Here is an 18704-nt window from a genome sequence, read left to right as displayed (position 1 = left end):
CCCGGATTGGTCTATACCAAAAGTTAACGCGGTGTTCGCCCTGGCCACACCTATCGGTCTAGACCATTTGCCACTATCGGTGCCATGCGATTGGTCATCATCGGTGGTGGGATTCTCGGCACGGCGCACGCCTGGGCCGCGATAGCCCGCGGCCACGAGGTCGTCCACCTGGAACGCGAACGCGAGGCGCGCGGCGCGACGGTCCGCAACTTCGGCCTGGTGTGGGTATCCGGGCGGTCGGCAGGCGAGCTGGAACTCACGCTGCGCTCGCGCGAGCTGTGGGAGGAGATCGGCGGCCGGGTCGCGGGCGTCGGTTTCCGGCCCGCCGGGTCCATCACCCTGGTCCGCACCCCGGCGGAGCTGGCCGTCGCCGAGGCCGCCGCGGCAGGGCCGACCGCGGCCGATCGCGGCTTCACCCTGCTCGAACCCGAGCAGGTGCTGGCGCACAACCCGGCGCTGCGCGGCAAATACCTGGCGGGCCTGCACTGTTCGACCGACGCGGCGGTGGAGTCGCGGCAGGCGTTGCCTGCGTTGCGCGCCCACATGGCCGCCAGCGGTCGCTACGCCTTCCACGAGTCGACCGAGGCCCGGTCGGTCACCGATACCGGCGCCGGTGCGGTGGTGCTCGACGATCAGGGCCGCCGTCACGAGGCCGACCTGGTGGTGCACTGCCCCGGCGCGGCGCATTCCGGGCTCACCCGGGAACTGGCCGGTGTGCTGCCGGTGCGCCGGGTGCGGTTGCAGATGATGCAGACCGAGCCGCTCGGCGAAGCGCTCACCACGGCGATCGCCGACGGCGACAGCTTCCGCTACTACCCGGGTTTCGCCGGCCCACAGGTGGATTCGCTCGCCCGCGAACAGTCGCAGACAGCCACCGCCGCCGAGCACAAGATGCAGCTGCTGTGTGTGCAGCGGTTGCACGGCGGGCTGACCATCGGCGATACCCACGAATACACCGAACCGTTCGCCTTCGACGTCGACGAATCGCCCTACGACCACCTCACCGAGGTGACCGAGGAGCTGCTCGGCCGCAAGCTGCCACGGGTGGTGCGCCGGTGGGCGGGTGTCTACAGCCAGAGCGTCGACCCGGACGCCATCGTCACCCGGGTGCGGGCCGACACCAACGTCTGGGTGGTGACCGGCCCCGGTGGTCGCGGAATGACGCTCGGCCCCGCCCTCGGCGAACAAACCGCCGACGAGATCGGACTGTGAGGATCACCATGCACCACAACAACATTCAGCTCGCCGTGCTCGACATGGCCGGTACAACCGTCGCCGACGGCGGATTGGTGCTTCGCGCCTTCGAGGAGGCGGCTACCGCGGTCGGGATCGAGTCCGACGGCCCACGTCGCGAGGCGGCCCGCCGATACGTGCTCGACACCATGGGGCAGTCCAAGATCGAGGTCTTCCGTGCGCTGCTCGGTGACGAGGACGCGGCCCAGGCAGGTAATCGCGCCTTCGAGGCGGCCTACGACGCGCTCGTCGGTGAGGCCGACATCGCGCCGATACCCGGTGCGGTAGAGGCGATCACCGCCCTGCGCGACGCGGGTGTCCGGGTGGCGCTCACCACCGGGTTCAGCCGAGGCACCCAGGACAAGCTGCTGTCCGCGCTCGGCTGGGCCGAGCTGGCCGATCTCACCCTCGCCCCGTCCGACGCCGGCCGTGGCCGTCCCTACCCGGACATGGTGCTCACCGCGGCTCTGCGCCTGCGGGTCGACGCGGTCGACCGGATCGCCGTCCTCGGCGACACCACCAGCGATATCGCGACCGGTCTGGCGGCCGGGGCGCGCATCGTCGCGGGCACCCTGACCGGCGCGCACAGCGCGGCACAGCTGCGAGAGGCGGGCGCGACCCACGTCGTCGACTCCGTCGCCGACTTCCCCGCCCTGCTCCTGGCCTGAACTTCCGTCGCGGCGACCGCCGCGGCGAATGCACCTCCGTGAAACGAAAGTTGTTGTCATCGTGCGTACTTCCCTCACCAGACGCCGCTTCGCGCGTACCGCGTTGCTGCTGGCAGGCGTCACCGCCGTCGCGTTCTCCTCGGCGTGTGGCGGCACCGGAACCGAGTCGGCCGACGGCCGCACCGTCACCGTGTACTCCGCCGACGGCGTCGGCGGCTGGTACAAGAACCGCTTCGACGAGTTCACGAAGCAGACCGGGATCGCGGTGAACCTGGTCGAGGCCGGGTCGGGCGAGGTGGTCAACCGGGTCGACAAGGAACAGTCCAATCCGCAGGCCGACATCGTGGTCACCCTGCCGCCGTTCATCCAGAAGGCCGAGCAGTCGGGCCTGCTGCAGCCCAGCGGTATCGACACCGCCGCGATCCCCGCCGCCGACAAGGATCCCGACGGCAACTACGTGACGATGGCCAACAACTTCCTGTGCTTCATCGCCAACCCGTCGGTCGATGCCGCCGCGCTCACCTGGGACGACCTGCTGAAGCCGGAGTTCAAGGGCAAGCTGCAGTACTCGACGCCCGGCCAGGCCGGTGACGGCACGGCGGTGCTCGTGCTGCTGCAGCAGTTGCGCGGCAAGCAGGGTGCGCTGGACTACCTGGCGGCGTTGCAGGCCAACAATGTCGGCCCGTCGTCGTCGACCGGCAAGCTGCAGGCCAAGGTCGACAAGGGTGAGTTGCTCATCGCCAACGGTGACGTGCAGATGAACCTGACAACGGTGAAGGAGAAGGGTTCCAAGTTCAACGTCTTCTTCCCCGCCGCCGACGGCAAGCGTTCCACCGTGGCGGTGCCGTACATGATGGGTCTGGCCAAGGGTGCGCCACACAAGGACGACGCCACCGAGCTGATGCGGTTCCTGATGGCGCCCGAGGCGCAGGCAGCGCTCGGACCCGAGGCGTTCGCGGTGTCGCCGCGGACCGATGTGCCCGCGCCCGCCGAGGGCGGTCCCGCCGCGGCGATGCGTGGTGTCGACGTGGTCCCGGTCGACTGGAACACGGTGCTCACCGAGCTGGATGCCGACCTCGCGGCATACCAGAAGGCAACCGGCAGCTGAAATCCCCTGTAAAAGGAGTCGACAATGTCCGATGGTGACGTGCGCACGGGGTCCGTCGTTTCGGCCGGTGCCACCACGACCGAACCGGCGATCGTGTTCGACCGGGTCGGTGTCAGCTACGGCCGGGGCCGCAAGGCCGCTGTCGCGCTGGCCGACTTCAGCCTGCGCGTCGCCGTTGGCGAGACGGTGGCACTGCTCGGCCCGAGTGGGTCGGGCAAGTCGACAGCGCTCAAGGCGCTGGCCGGATTCGTCCGTCCCACTTCAGGCTCGGTGCGGTTGGCCGGACGCGATGTCACCGCGTTGTCGCCCGCCAAGCGGGGGATCGGCGTGGTCGTGCAGTCGTATGCGCTGTTCCCGCACATGAGCGTGCACAGCAATGTGGCGTTCGGGTTGAAATCGCAGCGGGTGCCGCGCGCCGAGATCGGGCCGCGCGTCACCGAGGCCTTGGAGATGGTCGGCATGGGTGGCTATGCCGAGCGTCTGCCGCGGGAACTGTCGGGTGGTCAGCAGCAGCGGGTGGCGATTGCCCGTGCGCTGGCCATCCGGCCGAGGGTGCTGCTGCTCGACGAACCGCTCGCCGCCCTCGACGCGCAGTTGCGGCACTCGATGCTCGGCGAACTGCAGGAATTGCGGAAGGCGTTGCCCGACACGGCGATGCTGTACGTCACCCACGATCAGGCCGAGGCGCTCGCCCTGGCCGACCGGATCGCGGTGATGCGTGATTCCCGCCTCGTCGACATCGACACCGCCGAAAACCTCTGGCAGCGACCGCCTTCCGACTTCACCGCCGGGTTCCTGGGTGGGGCGAACCTGGTGCCGTGCACGGTGAAGCATGTCACCGGGACGGCGGCGCTGGTCACCGCGGGAACCTCGACACTGCGTGCCCAGGCGCCGGTGCCCGGTGTCGGGCAGGACGAGTGGAAGCCGGACGACGCCGCGCTGCTGTGCGTGCGCCCGCACACCATCACCCTCGGCAAGACCTCGGATCGAGATGCGTTGCGTGCCACGGTGCGCAGTGCGGTGTGGCGTGGGGCGTCGACCCGGGTCGAGTTGGATGTCGACGGGTTGCCGTCCGTGCTCGCCGCCGACGTGCCCGGACATTTCACCGCTGCGGTGGGTTCGGTCGTCGGGGTCGTCTTGCCCGATCCCGCCGGTGTCCTGATCGCGAACACGGTCGGGGCCGGTTCGCGCGGAGAGGAGGATGCGCCGTGAACTCGGTTGAACTCTGTGCGGCGGTGTGGAATTCCTGCTCGCGTACCCATAACTCCGTCGCAGCCGTCGGTCGCCCCGGCGTTCCGACTCCAGTCAGTGTGATGGTGTGGGGTCGGCACGGTATCAGGAGTCGGCGTCCGATGATTTCGTCATCCGCGACGGGCGGGAGTCGTTGCTCGGCACCGATATCGAGTCTCGAGGTCTCGGGAGCTCGGACTCGGCCGGTGGAGGTGGCGAGCGTGCTTCGTGAGTTCGGTCCGTCCTGCGATGGCGAGGTGCGACGATGAGTGCGCCAGTCCTCGATCCGCCTGCGGTTGTGAAGCCGAAATCCGCTGGTGCGCGGCGCTCGTGGGCGCCTGTCCTCTGGACGTTGCCGCCCGTACTCATTGTGCTCGGTGTCGCCGGTTATCCGATTCTGCGAGTTCTCACCGAGTCGACGCGCACGCCGACCGGACGCGGCACCGAGGTGTGGTCGACGGTCCTCGGCTCGGCGGCGTTCCGGGATGCGTTGTGGCGCACCATCTCCATCGCCGTGTGCTCGACGCTCGGCTGCCTGGTGCTCGGCACGTTCCTGGCGATCGTGCTCGCGTTCGTGCCGTTTGCCGGTTCGGGGGTGGTCGGCCGACTCATCGACACCATCCTCACGCTGCCGTCGTTCCTCATCACCCTGGCCTTCACCTTCCTCTACGGCACGGCGGGGGCGGTGAACGCGGTGATCACCGAATTGACCGGGGCGACAACACCGGTGATCGATTTCCTCACCACGCCACTGGGCGTGATCCTCGCCGAGATCACCTTCTTCACCCCGTTCGTGGTGCGACCCGTACTCGCCGCGTTCGCGCAACTGCCGCGCGAACAGCTCGATGTGGCGGCCAGTCTCGGCGCCTCGCCGTGGCGGGTGCTGCGCCAGGTGGTGCTGCCCGAAGCGTGGCCCGCGCTGGCGGCAGGCGGCAGCCTCGTGTTGCTGCTGACGCTCAACGAGTTCGGCATCGTGCTGTTCACCGGCGCCAAGGGTGTCATCACGCTGCCCGCGTTGATCTACACGCGCGGCATCGTCACCTTCGACCTGCCCGGCGCCGCCGTCCTCGCCACCGTGCAGGTGGTGCTGTCACTCACCCTGTACGTCACCTACCGGCTCGTGTTCGCCCGGTTCATCGCCCGTCCGAAGGAGGACTGATCGTGCTCGTCTGGACTTCGCGCGGGAAACTGTTGGTACTCACCATCTTCGGGCTCGTAGTGACGGTGGTCTTCGTCGCCCCGATCGCGACGGTCGTTCTCGCCGCGCTCGCGGGCACCTGGACCGGCCCGCTCCCGTCGGACCTCGGTTTCGCCAACCTCGGCAGCGCTGTGAGCGGTGAACAGGCCGCGAGCCTGTCGGTGAGCCTGCAGACCGCGCTGATCTCGGGCGCGATCGCCCTGATCGTCGGCACCTGGGCCGCCCTCGCGGCCCGCGAAGCGCCCACCTGGTTGCGTCGCCTCACCGACGCCGTCTTCCACCTGCCGGTCGCGGTGCCCTCGGTGGCCATCGGCCTCGGCGTCCTCATCGCCTTCAACGAACGTCCGCTGCTGCTGGGCGGCACCAAGTGGATCGTCATCCTGGCCCACACCGTCCTGGTCCTCGCCTACGCCTTCAGCGCCATCTCCGCCGCCCTCGACCGCCTCGACCCCGCCTACCGCCAAGCCGCCGAATCCCTCGGTGCAGGCCCGGTCCGCGTCCTGACCCAGATCACCCTCCCCCTCCTGCTCCCCGCCCTCGGCGCCGCAGCGGGCCTCTCGATCGCCCTGTCCATGGGTGAGCTCGGCGCCACGATCATGGTGTACCCCGCCACCTGGAAAACCCTGCCGGTCAGCATCTTCGCCCAAACCGACCGAGGAGAGGTCTTCGACGCCGCCGCCGCGACAACGATCCTCGTCACGGTGACCCTCGCGGTACTGGTCGTCCTCGGCCGGTTGCGCGGCCGCGCCGCCGTCCGCTGAGCGGTGCGGCCACGGCACGGCCTCGGTCGCTCCGAAGCTAGAGCAGTGCGGCGGCATCCACCGCTGTGAGGCCGCCGTCGATGCGCAGGTCGTGACCGTTGATGTAGGAGGCCTCGGCGGAGGCCAGGAAAGCGACGGCGGCGGCGATGTCGTCCACGGTGCCGACGCGGCCGGCGGGGGAGAGGGCCGCGACCCCCGCCTGTGCCGACTCGGAGAGTTCGGCGCGGAAGGCCGGTGTGTCGATGTAGCCCGGGCTCACCGAATTGACCCGAATACGGCGTGGCGCCAACTCCGCCGCGAGCGTGCGCGTCAGATTGTGCACCGCCGCCTTGCTCGCCGAATACAACGCCGCACCCGGCACACCCCGGTGCAGGCCGAACGACGCGTTGATGACGACGGAACCCTGGTCGACCAGCACCGGAAGCGCCTTCTGAATCGTGAAGAACGCCCCCTTGAAATTGCTGTCGATCACCTGCCCGAACAGCTGGTCGCTCACCTGATCGATCGACTGGAACGACCCGATCCCCGCATTGGCGAACACCACATCGAGCCGCCCGAACCGCTCGGAGATCGTCCCCATCACAGCATCGAGATCGCCGAGATCAGCCATATCCCCAGCGATCCCGACCGCCCGATCACCCAACACCTCGACCGCCGCATCCAGCCGCCCCTTGTCCCGGCCGGTCACCACAACCCGCCCACCCTCCGCGATCAACCGCCGCGCAGCAGCCAGCCCCATCCCACTGCCACCCCCGGTAACCAGAGCGATCTTCCCGTCGAACCGAAACCCGTTGTGCGTCATGCACTCACCTTGCGCCTCCGCCGAACAGACAAACAGTGCGCGTTTATCAGGGGTGTGCCACCACCACCCTGACAGCGCAGAACTTCGGATGCTCAGCCCCAGACCAGCGTCCACCCCGTTCTAGCGGGGAGCGCGGGCACAGACCCGCACAGTGGGCGGTGCGTACAGCCACCGCTGTTCGTCTTCCAATTCTCGCTGCGCCACCGCGATCGTCTCGCGTGAGACTCCGTGGACTACCAGAGCTTCGTGCGCCTGCGCCCAGGTGAGGCTCCACATGCGCGCCATCGGTGAACCACCGCGAAAGAACGGGATATCAGCGTCTGCCCGGATATCGACGAGCCCGAGCGCCGCCAACCGAGTGGGCAGGGTGCGCGCCCACGATTGGCTGGCACCCGCGGCTTCGGTGGACCGAGCGAAGGCCCGCCAGACTTCCCCGAATGCTCCCGGCATCTCACCGAGCACACCGAGCCCATCACCTTCCTCGAGCACGAGCACCCCGCCCGGTGCCAATGCCCGAGCCAATTTCTCCACTACGACTTGTCTTTCGGCGATGTGGAGCAGCACGAACCGGGTATGGACGAAATCGAAGGCGCCTGCGGGGAGAGGATCGGTGACGAGGTCCATCCGGACGGTTTCACCACCGAGGCCCGGCAAGTCGGTGAGATGACGCGGATCGGCGTCCACCGCCAGTACTCGGCCACCGGGCAGCGCGACGGTGCACAGCCAGCGTGCGAAAGACCCACCACCAGCTCCGGCCTCGAGGCAACGCCAGCCGGCAGACACGCCGAGCTGTTGCGCCAGCGCGATACTCCCTGGGTCGTACGCCGCGCCGAGCAAGCTCAGACGTTCCTCCGCAAGACTCCAGTGGTTGGGCAGCGTGTAGTCCATCCTCAGACGCTAGGACCGTCGACCTGAACGTCAAGGTGCTTCGGCGACCCCCGGCCACGTGAGTGGTCGATGCCACAGGCGACGTCACCGCTGGTCTGGCTCAGGCGGATTCGGTGAGGTGGAGGTGGGGGAGGGTGGACAGGCGGGCGTGGGTGGCTGTGCCTGGTCTCGGGTTGTAGAGGACCACGGACCAATTGGGGTTGTCGGCGACGGTGAGGGTTGTCGCGTCGAAGAACAGTTCGCCGGCTTCGGGGTGGAGTAGGGCGTTGACAGCTTGCGCTGGGACACCCACCTCGTGCCGGTCCCACAGTTGGGCGAATTCGGGTGACGATGCCACGAGTTCTTTTGCCACACGGTCGAATTCGTCGTCGTGCGGGGCGAGCGCCGCGTCGGCACGGTAGGCCGCGACAACACCCGGCGCCGCAGCGGCCCAGATCTCGGGCAGACCACGATAGCGGGGACTGGTGAAGAAGGTGACGAGGCAGTTGTGTGGTTCCCCGTCGTCGCAGCCGAAGATCCGACCGGCAAGAGTGTTGAACGCCAAGATGTTCCAGTAGCGGTCGCGCACCACGGCGGGCCCACGCTCCCACCCGTCGAGAAGCGCCCGGATTTCCGCGGTCACCTCCGTCCCCGATCCATTCGCGGGCGGCGGGTTGAGTCCGGCGAGCAAATACAGGTGCGCGCGTTCGGACTCGTTCATTCGCAGGACCCCCGCGACGGCATCCAGAACATCACCCGAGACCGAAATGTCACGTCCTTGCTCGAGCCACGTATACCAAGACACCCCGACCCCCGCCAGCATTGCGACCTCCTCGCGCCGCAACCCCGGCGTCCGCCGCCGCCCACCCTCGGGCAACCCCACCTCACCGGGAGATATCCGCTCCCGCCGAGCCCGCAGAAACTCGCGCAATTGCTCACGCCGCCGAACCGATCCCGCACCGATCATCACTCCAACGTAGTCACCTGCGCCCGTGTCGCGCTGACCGAGCAAAGGTTGGACCGCAGGCGTGCGCCTTCCCACCACGTCGGTGGTGCCGAGGTCGTGGTCGGTCCGAGCGCCACGCGGAATGGGCTCTTCGGGTGGCGCAGGCAGCGGCGGATTGGTCCCGTTCGTGATCGCGGTGCGCGCGTAGCATGGCCCGCACAGCCGGAACCATGCCGCAATGACGGCAGCGGATCGGCGGTTCGAGAAGGTGAAAAGCGTTTGAGGACAACGGGTCACGAGAAGCGCACCGACGGCATCGACGCCGAATCGCTGGACAACAGCTGGCGATTCACCGACGGTGTGCTGCACACCGGAACCACGCGAGCAGTTGTTCCCGACGTCGATTGGTTCGATAGGTGGACCTACGCCGAGTTCCTCGGTAACGACCAGCTCGTGCTTGCCCTGAATACCGGGCAGCCCTACGACGATTACGGTTCCCTCGGCAGCAGACAGGGATTTGTCATGGTGCTGCAACTGGATGCGCACCAGCGGTGGGAGCTTGTCGCCTTCGAGTGGGGGCTCAGCAGCCGTGACCACGATGAAGATTTCGTGCCCGACGCAATCGTATGGCACCGGCGTGGAGTACTGGCGTGGCTGTACAAGGGGAACCTCGAATGGCATGTCCGAAAGGCGGGGCGGGACGAGGCAATCCGCGTGGAACCGCTGTACCTCGGTGACCGCGACTTCGAGCTCGGTCTCACCGCGTATTCGGGTGAGCTGTACGACGTCGGGCATGAGATGTCGCTCGATGGGGCCGGGCGGATACTCACTGTTGGTGGTGGTGAGGGGAACCATCTGATCGATGTCGACGCGAAGATGCAGTCCACCGACGGACGCACCTGGACACCTATACCGGACGGCCTGACGTTCTCCCACTGATCGCCCGCGTAACCCGACTCCACCGCCGAATTGATGCCGCACCGGCCATGACACCAACGTTAGTTACCCGGGGCGCGGAGGTCGCGGAGTGCGCCGCATCGACCGTGACTTCGCGGGTCGATGCGGTGCGGCATGCTCGACAGGGGTCAATCGACGATTGCCGTTGCCTCGAGTTCCACCATCATGTCCGCTTCGAACAGGGCGTCCACGCCGATGAGTGAGGCGGGCGGCATCGGGTTCGGCAGGCCTATTTCCGCGGCCACCGATTCCACGCCGGACATGAAGGCGCCTGCCTGGTCGGGGGTCCAGCCCGTGACGTAGAAGGTCAGGCGGAGTACGTCGGCGAAGGTGGCGCCTGCTCCGGTCAGGCCGACGGCGGTATTGCGGAGGGCTTGGGCGACCTGTCCGGCGAGGTCGCCCGGTGCGACGGGCGTTCCGTCGGCGAGACGGGCGACCTGCCCGCTGACGTGCACGTGCCGCGATCCGGTGCCCACCGCCACGTGGTGGTAGGGCGCGGGCTGCAGCATTCCGGCGGGGGAGAAGTGCTCGACAGTCATGGTTCTTGCTCCGTTCGTTGTAAGTATCGCTAAGCTACCTAGTGCACAAAGGACACTTCAACGAAACCAGGTTTCAGCATGGATACCGCCGACGAGCTCCGCATCGACGCCGCGCACCGCGAGCTACTGGATCAGGTGCTCGACAAATGGTCGCTCAGCGTCCTCAACGAACTCTGTGAGCGACCGTCCCGGTTCAACGAACTGCGTCGCGCCATCCCCGCGGTGACGCAGAAGTCGCTCACCGCGACGCTGCGCAGACTGGAGCGCAACGGGGTGATCGAACGGCACGTGGTCGGCACCCGTCCGGTCGCGGTCGAGTACCGGATCACCCCGCTCGGCAAAACCCTGCGCCATCCGGTCGACGTCCTGCTCGCCTGGGCGGCCGAACAGATGCCCGCGATCCACCGCGCCCGCGATGCCTATGACGAGCGTGAGGAAGCAGAACTGGGTGCGAGGTGAATCCGGTGGGCCTTGGCTTATCGGGGAGGACGCGACCGCAACGTCGTCGCCTGCGGGTCTGTGTCGGTGCCCGGGCTTAGGCTGGCCACGTGTCGGTGCTGCCTCTGATCTTCACCGCTGGCTGGGCCAGTGGCATCAATGCGTACGCGGTGGTGTTCCTGCTCGGCCTGTTCGGGCGGATCGGCTGGACCGACGACGTGCCCGCGGGCTTGGAGCGCACCGATGTGCTCGTCGCGGCAGGCGTGTTGTTCCTCATCGAAGCTGTCGCCGACAAGATCCCGTACCTGGATTCCTTCTGGGATGCGGTGCACACGGTCGTGCGCCCGGCCTCCGGTGCGGTGGTGTCGGCTCTGATTGCCGGACAAGACGATTCGCTGCCGACGTTGTTCGCCGCCGCCGTGGGCGGCACGACCGCGCTGGCCAGTCACATCGTCAAAGCCGGTACCCGGATGGCCATCAACACCTCACCGGAACCGGTCACCAATATCGCGATGAGTACCGCCGAGGACTTGAGCGTCGGCGGCATCATCACGCTCGCGGTGTTCTTCCCCGTCCTGGCGGCCGTCATCGCCGCGATCCTGCTGGCGATCGGGTTGTGGGTCGTTTACCTGTGCGCCGGCCGGATCCGCCGCTACCTGCGCCGAAGAAGAGAACGGCGCGAGACGCGGGCGGTCGACGCACTCGAGTAGATCACCGCACCTGCGGCGCCACCTTGGATCCGAGCAGATCGATGGTGTGCAGCACCTTCTCCGGCGGCAGAGTGCCCACGCTGGTGTGCAGCATGAACCGATCCAGGCCGAGAGTGTCGCGGACGTCGGCGATCTTGGCGGCCACGTAGTCGGGGGTGCCGACGAACAACGACCCACTCTGGGAACGCAGGGCGTCGAACTGCTGGCGCGTCATCGGACCCCAACCACGCTCGCGTCCGATCACCGACATCGCCATCGCGTACGGCTCGTAGAAATCGGCGACCGCCTGCTCGTCGGTGTCGGCGATGTACCCGTGCGCGTGCACCGCGACCGGCTGCTTCTCGTGCCCACCTTCGGCCAGCGCCCGGTGATACAGCTCCACCAGCGGCTTGAACCGCGCGGGCTGCCCGCCGATGATGGCGATCGCCAGCGGCAGGCCGAGCAGTCCGGCGCGGATCACCGATTCGGGGCTGCCGCCGACCGCGATCCACACCGGCAGCGGCCGGTCGTCGGTGCGCGGGTAGACGGTGGCCTCGTGCAGCGGTGCGCGGAACCGGCCGGACCAGGTGACCGGCTCCTCCTCACGCAGCCGAAGCAGCAGGCCGAGTTTCTCCTCGAAGAGCGCGTCGTAGTCGCCCAGGTCGTAACCGAACAGCGGGAACGACTCGGTGAAAGACCCACGCCCGGCCATCAATTCGGCCCGCCCGTTCGACAGGCCGTCCAGGGTCGCGAAGTCCTGATACACGCGCACCGGATCGTCGGAGCTGAGCACGGTCACCGCGCTGGTCAGCTGGATCCGTTCGGTGCGGGCCGCGGCCGCGGCCAGGACGACGGCGGGTGCGGAGGCAGCGAAATCCTGGCGATGATGCTCGCCGACGCCGTACACATCAAGACCGGCGGCCTCGGTGGTCACGGCCTCGTCGACCACCTGACGCAGCCGCTCGGCCGCCGTCGGCGCGGGCCGATCGCCCGTGGGGTACCGCTCGGCGAAGGTGGTGAGCCCCAGTTCCATGTGAACCTCGTTTCCAGGTCGCGTTCTGTTCCCCAGTCTAAACGGACCGTGGTCCGATATCATTCCCGTTATGCTGGCCTCATGATCGAGGACCCCGCCGACGACCTGACGGTCACGCCACCGAAGCAGTGGGCGGTCGGTGTTCCCGCCGTGGTCAACGCGCTGAAGTACTCCCTGTCGCAGAGCACGCTGCCGCGCACCGCGCTCACCTTGCTGAACATCAATCAGACCGATGGTTTCGACTGTCCTGGTTGCGCGTGGCCGGAGCCGAAGCATCGGACCACCAACGAGTACTGCGAGAACGGCGCACGCCACATCGCCGACGAGTCGACCACGCGTCGCGTCACCGCCGATTTCTTCCGCGAGCATCCGGTCGCCGAACTCGACACGATGTCGGACTACTGGCTCAACCAGCAGGGCCGCCTCACCGAACCGATGGTCAAACGACCCGGCGCCACCCACTACGAACCCATCGGCTGGGACGACGCCCTCGACCTTGTCGCCACCACTCTGCGCGGCCTCGACTCGCCGGACGAAGCCGTGTTCTACACCTCGGGCAGACTCAGCAACGAGGCAGCGTTCCTGCTGCAACTGTTCGTGCGCGCCTACGGCACCAACAACCTGCCCGACTGCTCGAACATGTGCCACGAATCCAGCGGGTCGGCGCTCACCGAAACCCTCGGTATCGGCAAGGGCAGCGTGTCGCTGGACGACATCTACCAGGCCGACCTGATCTTCGTCGTCGGCCAGAACCCCGGCACCAACCATCCGCGCATGCTCTCGGCGCTGGAGCAGACCAAACGCAACGGCGGCACCATCATCGCGGTCAACCCGCTGCCCGAGGCCGGGCTCATCCGGTTCAAGAATCCGCAGAAGCCGCGGGGCGTGCTCGGTCGCGGCACCGCCATCGCCGACCAGTTCCTCAAGATCCGCCCCGGTGGCGACCTCGCCCTGTTCCGCATGCTGAACCGGCTGCTGCTCGACGCCGAGGACGCCGCTCCCGGCACCGTGCTCGACCACGACTTCATCGCCGAGAACACCAGTGGTTTCGACGAATTCGCTGAGCAGGCCCGCGCGATCAGCTGGGACACCGCGCTCGCCGCCACCGGGCTCACGCGCGAGGAGATCGAGCAGGTGCACCGGCGGGTGCTGGCGAGCAAGAAGATCATCGTGTGCTGGGCGATGGGTCTCACCCAGCACAAACACGGCGTGCCGACCATCCGCGAGATCGTCGATTTCCTGCTGCTGCGCGGCAATATCGGCCGCCCCGGTGCGGGAGTGTGCCCGGTGCGTGGGCACAGCAATGTGCAGGGCGACCGCACGATGGGCATCTGGGAGCGGCCGCCGCAGGCGTTCCTCGACGCGCTGGAAAAGGAGTTCGCGTTCACTCCGCCCGCCGCGCACGGCCTGGATTCGGTCGACGCCATCCGCGCCATGCGCGACGGCAAGGCGAAGGTATTCGTCGGTGTCGCAGGCAATTTCGTGCGCGCCACCCCCGACAGCGAGGTCACCGAGGCGGCATTGCGCCGCTGTGCGCTCACGGTGCAGATCTCCACCAAGCTCAACCGGTCGCACACGGTGTGCGGTGAAACCGCGCTGATCCTGCCGACACTCGGCCGCAGCGACCGCGACATCCAGGCAGGCGGCGAACAATTCGTCACCGTCGAGGACTCGATGAGTGAAGTGCACGCCTCGCGCGGGCGCCTCGACCCGGCCTCACCACACCTGCTCAGCGAGGTGGCCATCATCTCCCGGCTCGCGCGCCGCACGCTGGGAACCTCGTCGATTCCGTGGGAGGAGTTCGTCGCCGACTACGGGACCATCCGCGACCGCATCTCCCGGGTCGTGCCCGGTTTCGAGAACTTCAACGAGCGGGTGGCGCAGCCGGGTGGGCTGCGGTTGGTCAATCCGGTCAACGAGGGCGTCTTCCGAACCGCCACCGGCAAAGCGCGGTTCACCTGCAACGAGGTGACCGCGCTCGACGTGCCGCCGGGTTACCTTGTGTTGCAATCACTGCGGTCCCACGACCAGTGGAACACCATTCCCTACGGCAGCGACGACCGCTATCGCGGCATCCACCACGCGCGCCGGGTGGTGCTGGTCAACCCCGACGACCTCGCCGAACGGGGCCTGGCCGACGGAGACACCGTCGACATCGTCAGCGTGTGGCACGACGGCAGCGAACGCCGCGCCTTGAAGTTCGTCGTCGTCGCCTACCCCGCGAGTCGGGGCTCGGCGGCGGCCTACTACCCGGAGACCAACGTCCTGGTCCCCCTCGACAGCGTCGCCGACATCAGCAACACCCCGACCTCGAAGGGGATCGTCGTCCGCCTCGAACCCGTCACGACCGATGCCGACGTCGGCTAAGTACACTTCCGGTATGTCCGTGCGCACCCGTCAGCCACTCGTCCCCGGCACCCAGTCGCCGATCCGGGACGTCCCGCGTTCCATCGAGCGCCCCGAATACGTGTGGAAACCGACGGTCAACGAGGGCAAAGAGCCCTGGGTGCAGACGGCCGAGACCATCGAGAAGATGCGTATCGCGGGCAAGATCGCCGCCCAGGCACTCGAGGAGGCGGGCAAGGCGGTGGCGCCCGGCGTCACCACCGACGAACTCGACCGCATCGCCCACGAATACATGTGCGACCACGGCGCCTACCCCTCGACGCTGGGCTACAAGGGTTTCCCCAAGTCGTGCTGCACCTCGCTCAACGAGGTGATCTGCCACGGCATCCCCGACTCCACCGTGATCGAGGACGGTGACATCGTCAATATCGACGTCACCGCCTACATCCACGGCGTGCACGGCGACACCAACAAGACCTACCTCGCCGGCGATGTCGACGAGGAGGTGCGCCTGCTGGTCGAGCGCACCGAGGAGGCGACCAACCGGGCCATCAAGGCGGTCAAGCCGGGCCGTGCGCTCAATGTCATCGGCCGCGTCATCGAGGCCTACGCCAACCGCTTCGGCTACGGCGTTGTCCGCGACTTCACCGGTCACGGCGTCGGCCCCACCTTCCACAGCGGCCTGGTGATCCTGCATTACGACCAGCCCGACATCGACTCGGTCATCGAACCGGGCATGACCTTCACCATCGAGCCGATGATCAACCTCGGCGGCATCGACTACGACATCTGGGACGACGGCTGGACCGTGGTCACCAAGGACCGCAAGTGGACCGCGCAGTTCGAGCACACCTTGGTGGTCACCGAGACGGGCGCGGAAATCCTGACCCTGCCGTGAGCGGTGTGCTGCGCGGGGCACTGCTGATCGCCGGGACCACCTCCGACGCGGGCAAAAGCGTTGTGGTGGCGGGGATCTGCCGGATGCTGGCGCGGCGCGGCGTGCGGGTCGCGCCGTTCAAGGCGCAGAACATGTCGAACAATTCCGTCGTCACGCTCGACGGTGGGGAGATCGGGCGCGCCCAGGCTCTGCAGGCGCGTGCGTGTGGGCTCGAGCCGAGCGTGCGGTTCAACCCGGTGCTGTTGAAACCCGGCAGTGATCGCCGTTCCCAATTGGTGGTGCGAGGGAAGGCGATCGGAACCGTCGGTGCGCGAGACTATTTCACGCGTCGTCAGCAGTTGCGTGAAGTGGTTGCGGACGAACTCGCCTCGCTGCGTGCCGAATTCGATGTGGTGATCTGTGAGGGCGCCGGGTCGCCAGCCGAGATCAACCTGCGCGCCACCGATCTGGCGAACATGGGTCTGGCGCGTGCGGCGGACCTTCCGGTTCTCGTCGTCGGCGATATCGACCGGGGTGGAGTGCTCGCCCACCTGTTCGGCACCGTCGCCGTCCTGGAACCCGAAGACCAGCAACTCGTTGCGGGGTTCCTCGTCAACAAGTTCCGCGGCGATGTGACCCTGCTCCAGCCCGGCCTCGACCAGCTCACCGCCCTCACCGGCCGCCCCACCCTCGGCGTCCTGCCCTTCGCCGAGGACCTCTGGCTCGACGCCGAAGACTCCCTCGGCACCATCGCGGGCACCCCCGTGGGCCGCCCCGCCCCGCCCTACGGCACCGACTGGCTCACCGTCGCCGCCATCCGCCTGCCCCGCATCTCCAACTCCACCGACATCGAAGCCCTGGCCTGCGAACCCGGCGTCTCGGTCCACTGGGCCGACAGCCCCCACCAATTGACCAACGCCGACCTCGTGGTGGTCCCCGGTTCCAAATCCACCGTCTCCGACCTGGAGTGGTTGCGAGACAAGGGAATCGACGCGGCACTGCGCACACGTGCCGCCACCGGACGTCCCATCCTCGGAATCTGCGGCGGCTACCAAATGCTCGGCCGTCGCATCGTCGACGGGGTGGAATACGCGCGCGGAGAACGCCTCCCGTCGCTCACGGCTGCTGTTCCCGAGCGCAGCGCCGCCTCGACAGGCTTGCCCGGGCGTGACTCGGCTTCGGCGGGTGTGTCCGAGCGCGGTGTGGCTTCGGTGGGTGCGGCCGAGTTCGACGCCGCCCCGGGAGGTACGCCCGCAGGCGAGGGGATTCCGTCCGGGAGTCCATGGGTGGGCGACGGCCTCGGGCTGTTCGACTTGGACATCGAGTTCGCAGAGCCGAAGATCGCACAGCAGGTAGCCGGGACTGCCGTAGGCATCCCTGTCCACGGCTATGAAATCCACCACGGCCGGGTGCGGCGTACCGGCGATCCCGCTTGGCTCACCATCGGCGGTGCTCCGGAAGGCAGTGCACGAGAAGCTATCTGGGGCACACACGTGCACGGCGTGCTCGAGTCCGACGAGTTCCGCCGCGCCTGGTTGAGCGAAGTCGCCACTCGAGCGGGACGTACCGGCTTCACCGTCGCCCCCGATACGTCCGTCGCCGCCGTGCGGGAAGCCCAGCTCGACCTACTCGCCGACCTGATCGAGAAGCATGTCGACATCCCCGCCCTGGAAGAACTGATAGCGCGCGGCGCGAACGACCTCCCGATCATCCGAACGGGAATCCTCGACGTACCCGGTGAGTAGAAGCGTTCACGCCGTGGACTCGGCGGTGGTGCTGCCCGGTTTCGGTCGGCCACGGCTGAGCACGTACGCGGCGAAGCCGAACACGAGGGCCGGGGCGCCGAGTACGACGACGCCGAAGATCCAGATGTAGTCCTTGGCGGCGGTGGCGGGCGTGGTGTAGGCCTGGGTGTCTTTGCCGATGTCGATGAGAACCGTTCGGGCGTCGACTGTTTCGCCCGCGGTGACGTCGAAGAGGCGGACTGTGCGCCCGTCCTCGATGATCGTTCCGATGCCCGCGTGGCCGCTGCTCATCCCCGAGGTGGAGCTTTCCTCGATTCGGACGGTGACCTTTTCACCGAAGCCGGCGAGGTAGGCGGTGGCGTTGAAAAGATAGGCGACCCCCGTCAGCGCCCCTGCTCCGAAGACGACGGCGCCGACCGCGCACAGCACAGCCTGAATGATCCTTTTCACATGCCCCCCATGATGTCGCTAGAACTCGATGGCCATCCTATGGCGAGTGGCACGGCTGTGCCTCAGGTCGCGAGGCCGCGCGGGTGTGGGACCGCTCTCGTCCTCACCGGAAGGGCGCTCCTCTTGTGACAGGTTTGGCAATTCGGCGGTTCCCGGCAGTGAAAGCCCAGTACACGGGCATCGGACGGTCGGAGCGCCGGGGCCGAACGACAGGTGGTGTTCAGGGTGGGCGTGTACCGTAAACCGGCATGAAATCTCGGCAGATCACGGTCGGTGACCAGGCCTGGACAGTGCGGGTCGACGGGCCCTCCTCGCGGCACAATGTGCTGCTGCTTCCTGATGCGGACGACCCTGCTGACGTATTCGACAAGGTGTGCGCGCGGCTGCACGAATCCGATCTGCAGACCGTCGTCGTGGAATCCGTCGAAGGCCTCGAGCCGGCGGGGGTGCACGCCATTCTCGACGAACTCGAACTGCCCTATGTGAACGTGGCCGGACGCGGTGCGGGGGCGGCGCTCGCGTGGCGGGTGTGCGCGGGCCGCTTCGGCCGGTTCATGAGTCTCGTCGTCGCCGACCACGGCCACCCCGCCGTACCGGGAGCCGACGGCACGATCCCCGACCCGGCCTGTCCGCCCCTCGAACTCCCGGTGACGATGATGGTCACCAAGGGCCTCCCGCGCTCCACCGCCGACGCCTCCGGCCGCTTCGTCTACGGCGAATTCCGTGTCGTCCCTTTGGAAGTCGACAACATCGCCACCGAAGCAGGCCACGAACTCGCCACCGAGATCGTCCTGCGCACCAGCCTCTGGTGAACCGG

At 67.7% G+C, this 18704-nt stretch carries 19 protein-coding genes and 1 pseudogene; 13 read left to right on the top strand and 7 right to left on the bottom strand.

The features are described 5' to 3' along the window. Nucleotides 1–84 precede the first annotated feature (84 nt). The 6 genes from NCO8_RS04555 to NCO8_RS04530 all read left to right on the top strand — a co-directional run bounded on the left by NCO8_RS04555 (nt 85) and on the right by NCO8_RS04530 (nt 6198). Nucleotides 85–1212, top strand: a complete 1128-nt coding sequence (locus NCO8_RS04555) for a TIGR03364 family FAD-dependent oxidoreductase (protein WP_067636500.1) — start codon at nt 85–87, stop codon at nt 1210–1212. 8 nt (nt 1213–1220) lie between these two features. Further along, entirely contained in the window at nt 1221–1901 is a 681-nt protein-coding gene (locus NCO8_RS04550; protein WP_067636744.1) for a phosphonatase-like hydrolase, read from the top strand. Nucleotides 1902–1962: 61 nt separating this feature from the next. After that, complete coding sequence (locus NCO8_RS04545) at nt 1963–3009, top strand: 2-aminoethylphosphonate ABC transporter substrate-binding protein (protein WP_312032664.1); 1047 nt, start codon at nt 1963–1965, stop codon at nt 3007–3009. Between the two features lie 24 nt (nt 3010–3033). Beyond that, nucleotides 3034–4221 carry an ABC transporter ATP-binding protein gene (locus NCO8_RS04540; RefSeq protein WP_067636496.1) on the top strand — a complete coding sequence of 396 codons (1188 nt, stop codon included), beginning with the start codon at nt 3034–3036 and terminating at the stop codon, nt 4219–4221. A gap of 283 nt (nt 4222–4504) precedes the next feature. Continuing rightward, entirely contained in the window at nt 4505–5398 is an 894-nt protein-coding gene (locus tag NCO8_RS04535) for a 2-aminoethylphosphonate ABC transporter permease subunit (RefSeq protein ID WP_067636494.1), read from the top strand. Nucleotides 5399–5400: 2 nt separating this feature from the next. After that, nucleotides 5401–6198 carry an ABC transporter permease gene (locus NCO8_RS04530; RefSeq protein WP_067636492.1) on the top strand — a complete coding sequence of 266 codons (798 nt, stop codon included), beginning with the start codon at nt 5401–5403 and terminating at the stop codon, nt 6196–6198. A gap of 37 nt (nt 6199–6235) precedes the next feature. On the opposite strand, the gene NCO8_RS04525 is transcribed toward NCO8_RS04530, so the two are convergent. The 4 genes and pseudogenes from NCO8_RS04525 to NCO8_RS32975 form a co-directional block, all read right to left on the bottom strand. Beyond that, a complete protein-coding gene (locus NCO8_RS04525) occupies nt 6236–7000 on the bottom strand; it encodes a glucose 1-dehydrogenase (RefSeq protein WP_067636489.1) in 765 nt (254 codons plus the stop codon). A gap of 120 nt (nt 7001–7120) precedes the next feature. Continuing rightward, the gene (locus NCO8_RS04520) at nt 7121–7888 is read right to left on the bottom strand and encodes a class I SAM-dependent methyltransferase (protein ID WP_067636487.1); all 768 of its coding nucleotides are present in this window, start codon (nt 7886–7888) and stop codon (nt 7121–7123) included. 100 nt (nt 7889–7988) lie between these two features. After that, entirely contained in the window at nt 7989–8588 is a 600-nt protein-coding gene (locus tag NCO8_RS04515) for an MmyB family transcriptional regulator (protein WP_439951668.1), read from the bottom strand. A 33-nt stretch (nt 8589–8621) separates the two neighbouring features. Continuing rightward, nucleotides 8622–8834 (bottom strand): annotated as a pseudogene (locus NCO8_RS32975) (helix-turn-helix domain-containing protein); the annotation flags it as partial. Here NCO8_RS32975 and NCO8_RS04510 point away from each other — a divergent pair. Further along, nucleotides 8799–9752, top strand: coding sequence for a hypothetical protein (locus NCO8_RS04510; RefSeq protein ID WP_157104764.1), 954 nt, complete (start codon nt 8799–8801; stop codon nt 9750–9752). The pseudogene NCO8_RS32975 and the gene NCO8_RS04510 overlap by 36 nt on opposite strands. Nucleotides 9753–9898: 146 nt before the next feature. On the opposite strand, the gene NCO8_RS04505 is transcribed toward NCO8_RS04510, so the two are convergent. Next, nucleotides 9899–10309 carry a RidA family protein gene (locus NCO8_RS04505; RefSeq protein ID WP_067636483.1) on the bottom strand — a complete coding sequence of 137 codons (411 nt, stop codon included), beginning with the start codon at nt 10307–10309 and terminating at the stop codon, nt 9899–9901. Between the two features lie 78 nt (nt 10310–10387). On the opposite strand from NCO8_RS04505, the gene NCO8_RS04500 reads away from it, so the two are divergent. Both NCO8_RS04500 and NCO8_RS04495 read left to right on the top strand, forming a co-directional pair. After that, a complete protein-coding gene (locus tag NCO8_RS04500) occupies nt 10388–10768 on the top strand; it encodes a winged helix-turn-helix transcriptional regulator (RefSeq protein WP_067636481.1) in 381 nt (126 codons plus the stop codon). A gap of 89 nt (nt 10769–10857) precedes the next feature. Then, on the top strand, nt 10858–11457 hold the full coding sequence (locus NCO8_RS04495) for a DUF4126 domain-containing protein (protein WP_067636479.1): 600 nt from the start codon (nt 10858–10860) through the stop codon (nt 11455–11457). A gap of 1 nt (nt 11458) precedes the next feature. Here NCO8_RS04495 and NCO8_RS04490 read toward each other — a convergent pair whose 3' ends face one another. Further along, a complete protein-coding gene (locus NCO8_RS04490) occupies nt 11459–12469 on the bottom strand; it encodes an LLM class flavin-dependent oxidoreductase (protein ID WP_067636477.1) in 1011 nt (336 codons plus the stop codon). An 81-nt stretch (nt 12470–12550) separates the two neighbouring features. On the opposite strand from NCO8_RS04490, the gene NCO8_RS04485 reads away from it, so the two are divergent. The 3 genes from NCO8_RS04485 to NCO8_RS32315 are packed head-to-tail and all read left to right on the top strand — an operon-like array spanning nt 12551 to nt 17437. Continuing rightward, complete coding sequence (locus tag NCO8_RS04485) at nt 12551–14836, top strand: FdhF/YdeP family oxidoreductase (RefSeq protein WP_067636476.1); 2286 nt, start codon at nt 12551–12553, stop codon at nt 14834–14836. A gap of 13 nt (nt 14837–14849) precedes the next feature. Beyond that, nucleotides 14850–15713, top strand: coding sequence for a type I methionyl aminopeptidase (gene map, locus NCO8_RS04480; RefSeq protein WP_067496356.1), 864 nt, complete (start codon nt 14850–14852; stop codon nt 15711–15713). 8 nt (nt 15714–15721) lie between these two features. Then, entirely contained in the window at nt 15722–17437 is a 1716-nt protein-coding gene (locus NCO8_RS32315) for a cobyric acid synthase (protein WP_067636740.1), read from the top strand. Between the two features lie 6 nt (nt 17438–17443). On the opposite strand, the gene NCO8_RS04470 is transcribed toward NCO8_RS32315, so the two are convergent. Next, on the bottom strand, nt 17444–17887 hold the full coding sequence (locus NCO8_RS04470) for a hypothetical protein (RefSeq protein ID WP_067636474.1): 444 nt from the start codon (nt 17885–17887) through the stop codon (nt 17444–17446). Between the two features lie 248 nt (nt 17888–18135). Here NCO8_RS04470 and NCO8_RS04465 point away from each other — a divergent pair, with 248 nt between their 5' ends. Then, on the top strand, nt 18136–18699 hold the full coding sequence (locus NCO8_RS04465) for a hypothetical protein (protein WP_067636472.1): 564 nt from the start codon (nt 18136–18138) through the stop codon (nt 18697–18699). Nucleotides 18700–18704 lie beyond the last annotated feature (5 nt).

The sequence above is a fragment of the Nocardia coubleae NBRC 108252 genome (assembly GCF_001612805.1).
GTDB classification, from domain to species: Bacteria; Actinomycetota; Actinomycetes; order Mycobacteriales; family Mycobacteriaceae; genus Nocardia; species Nocardia coubleae.
This window is presented reverse-complemented; position numbering and strand designations above follow the sequence as displayed.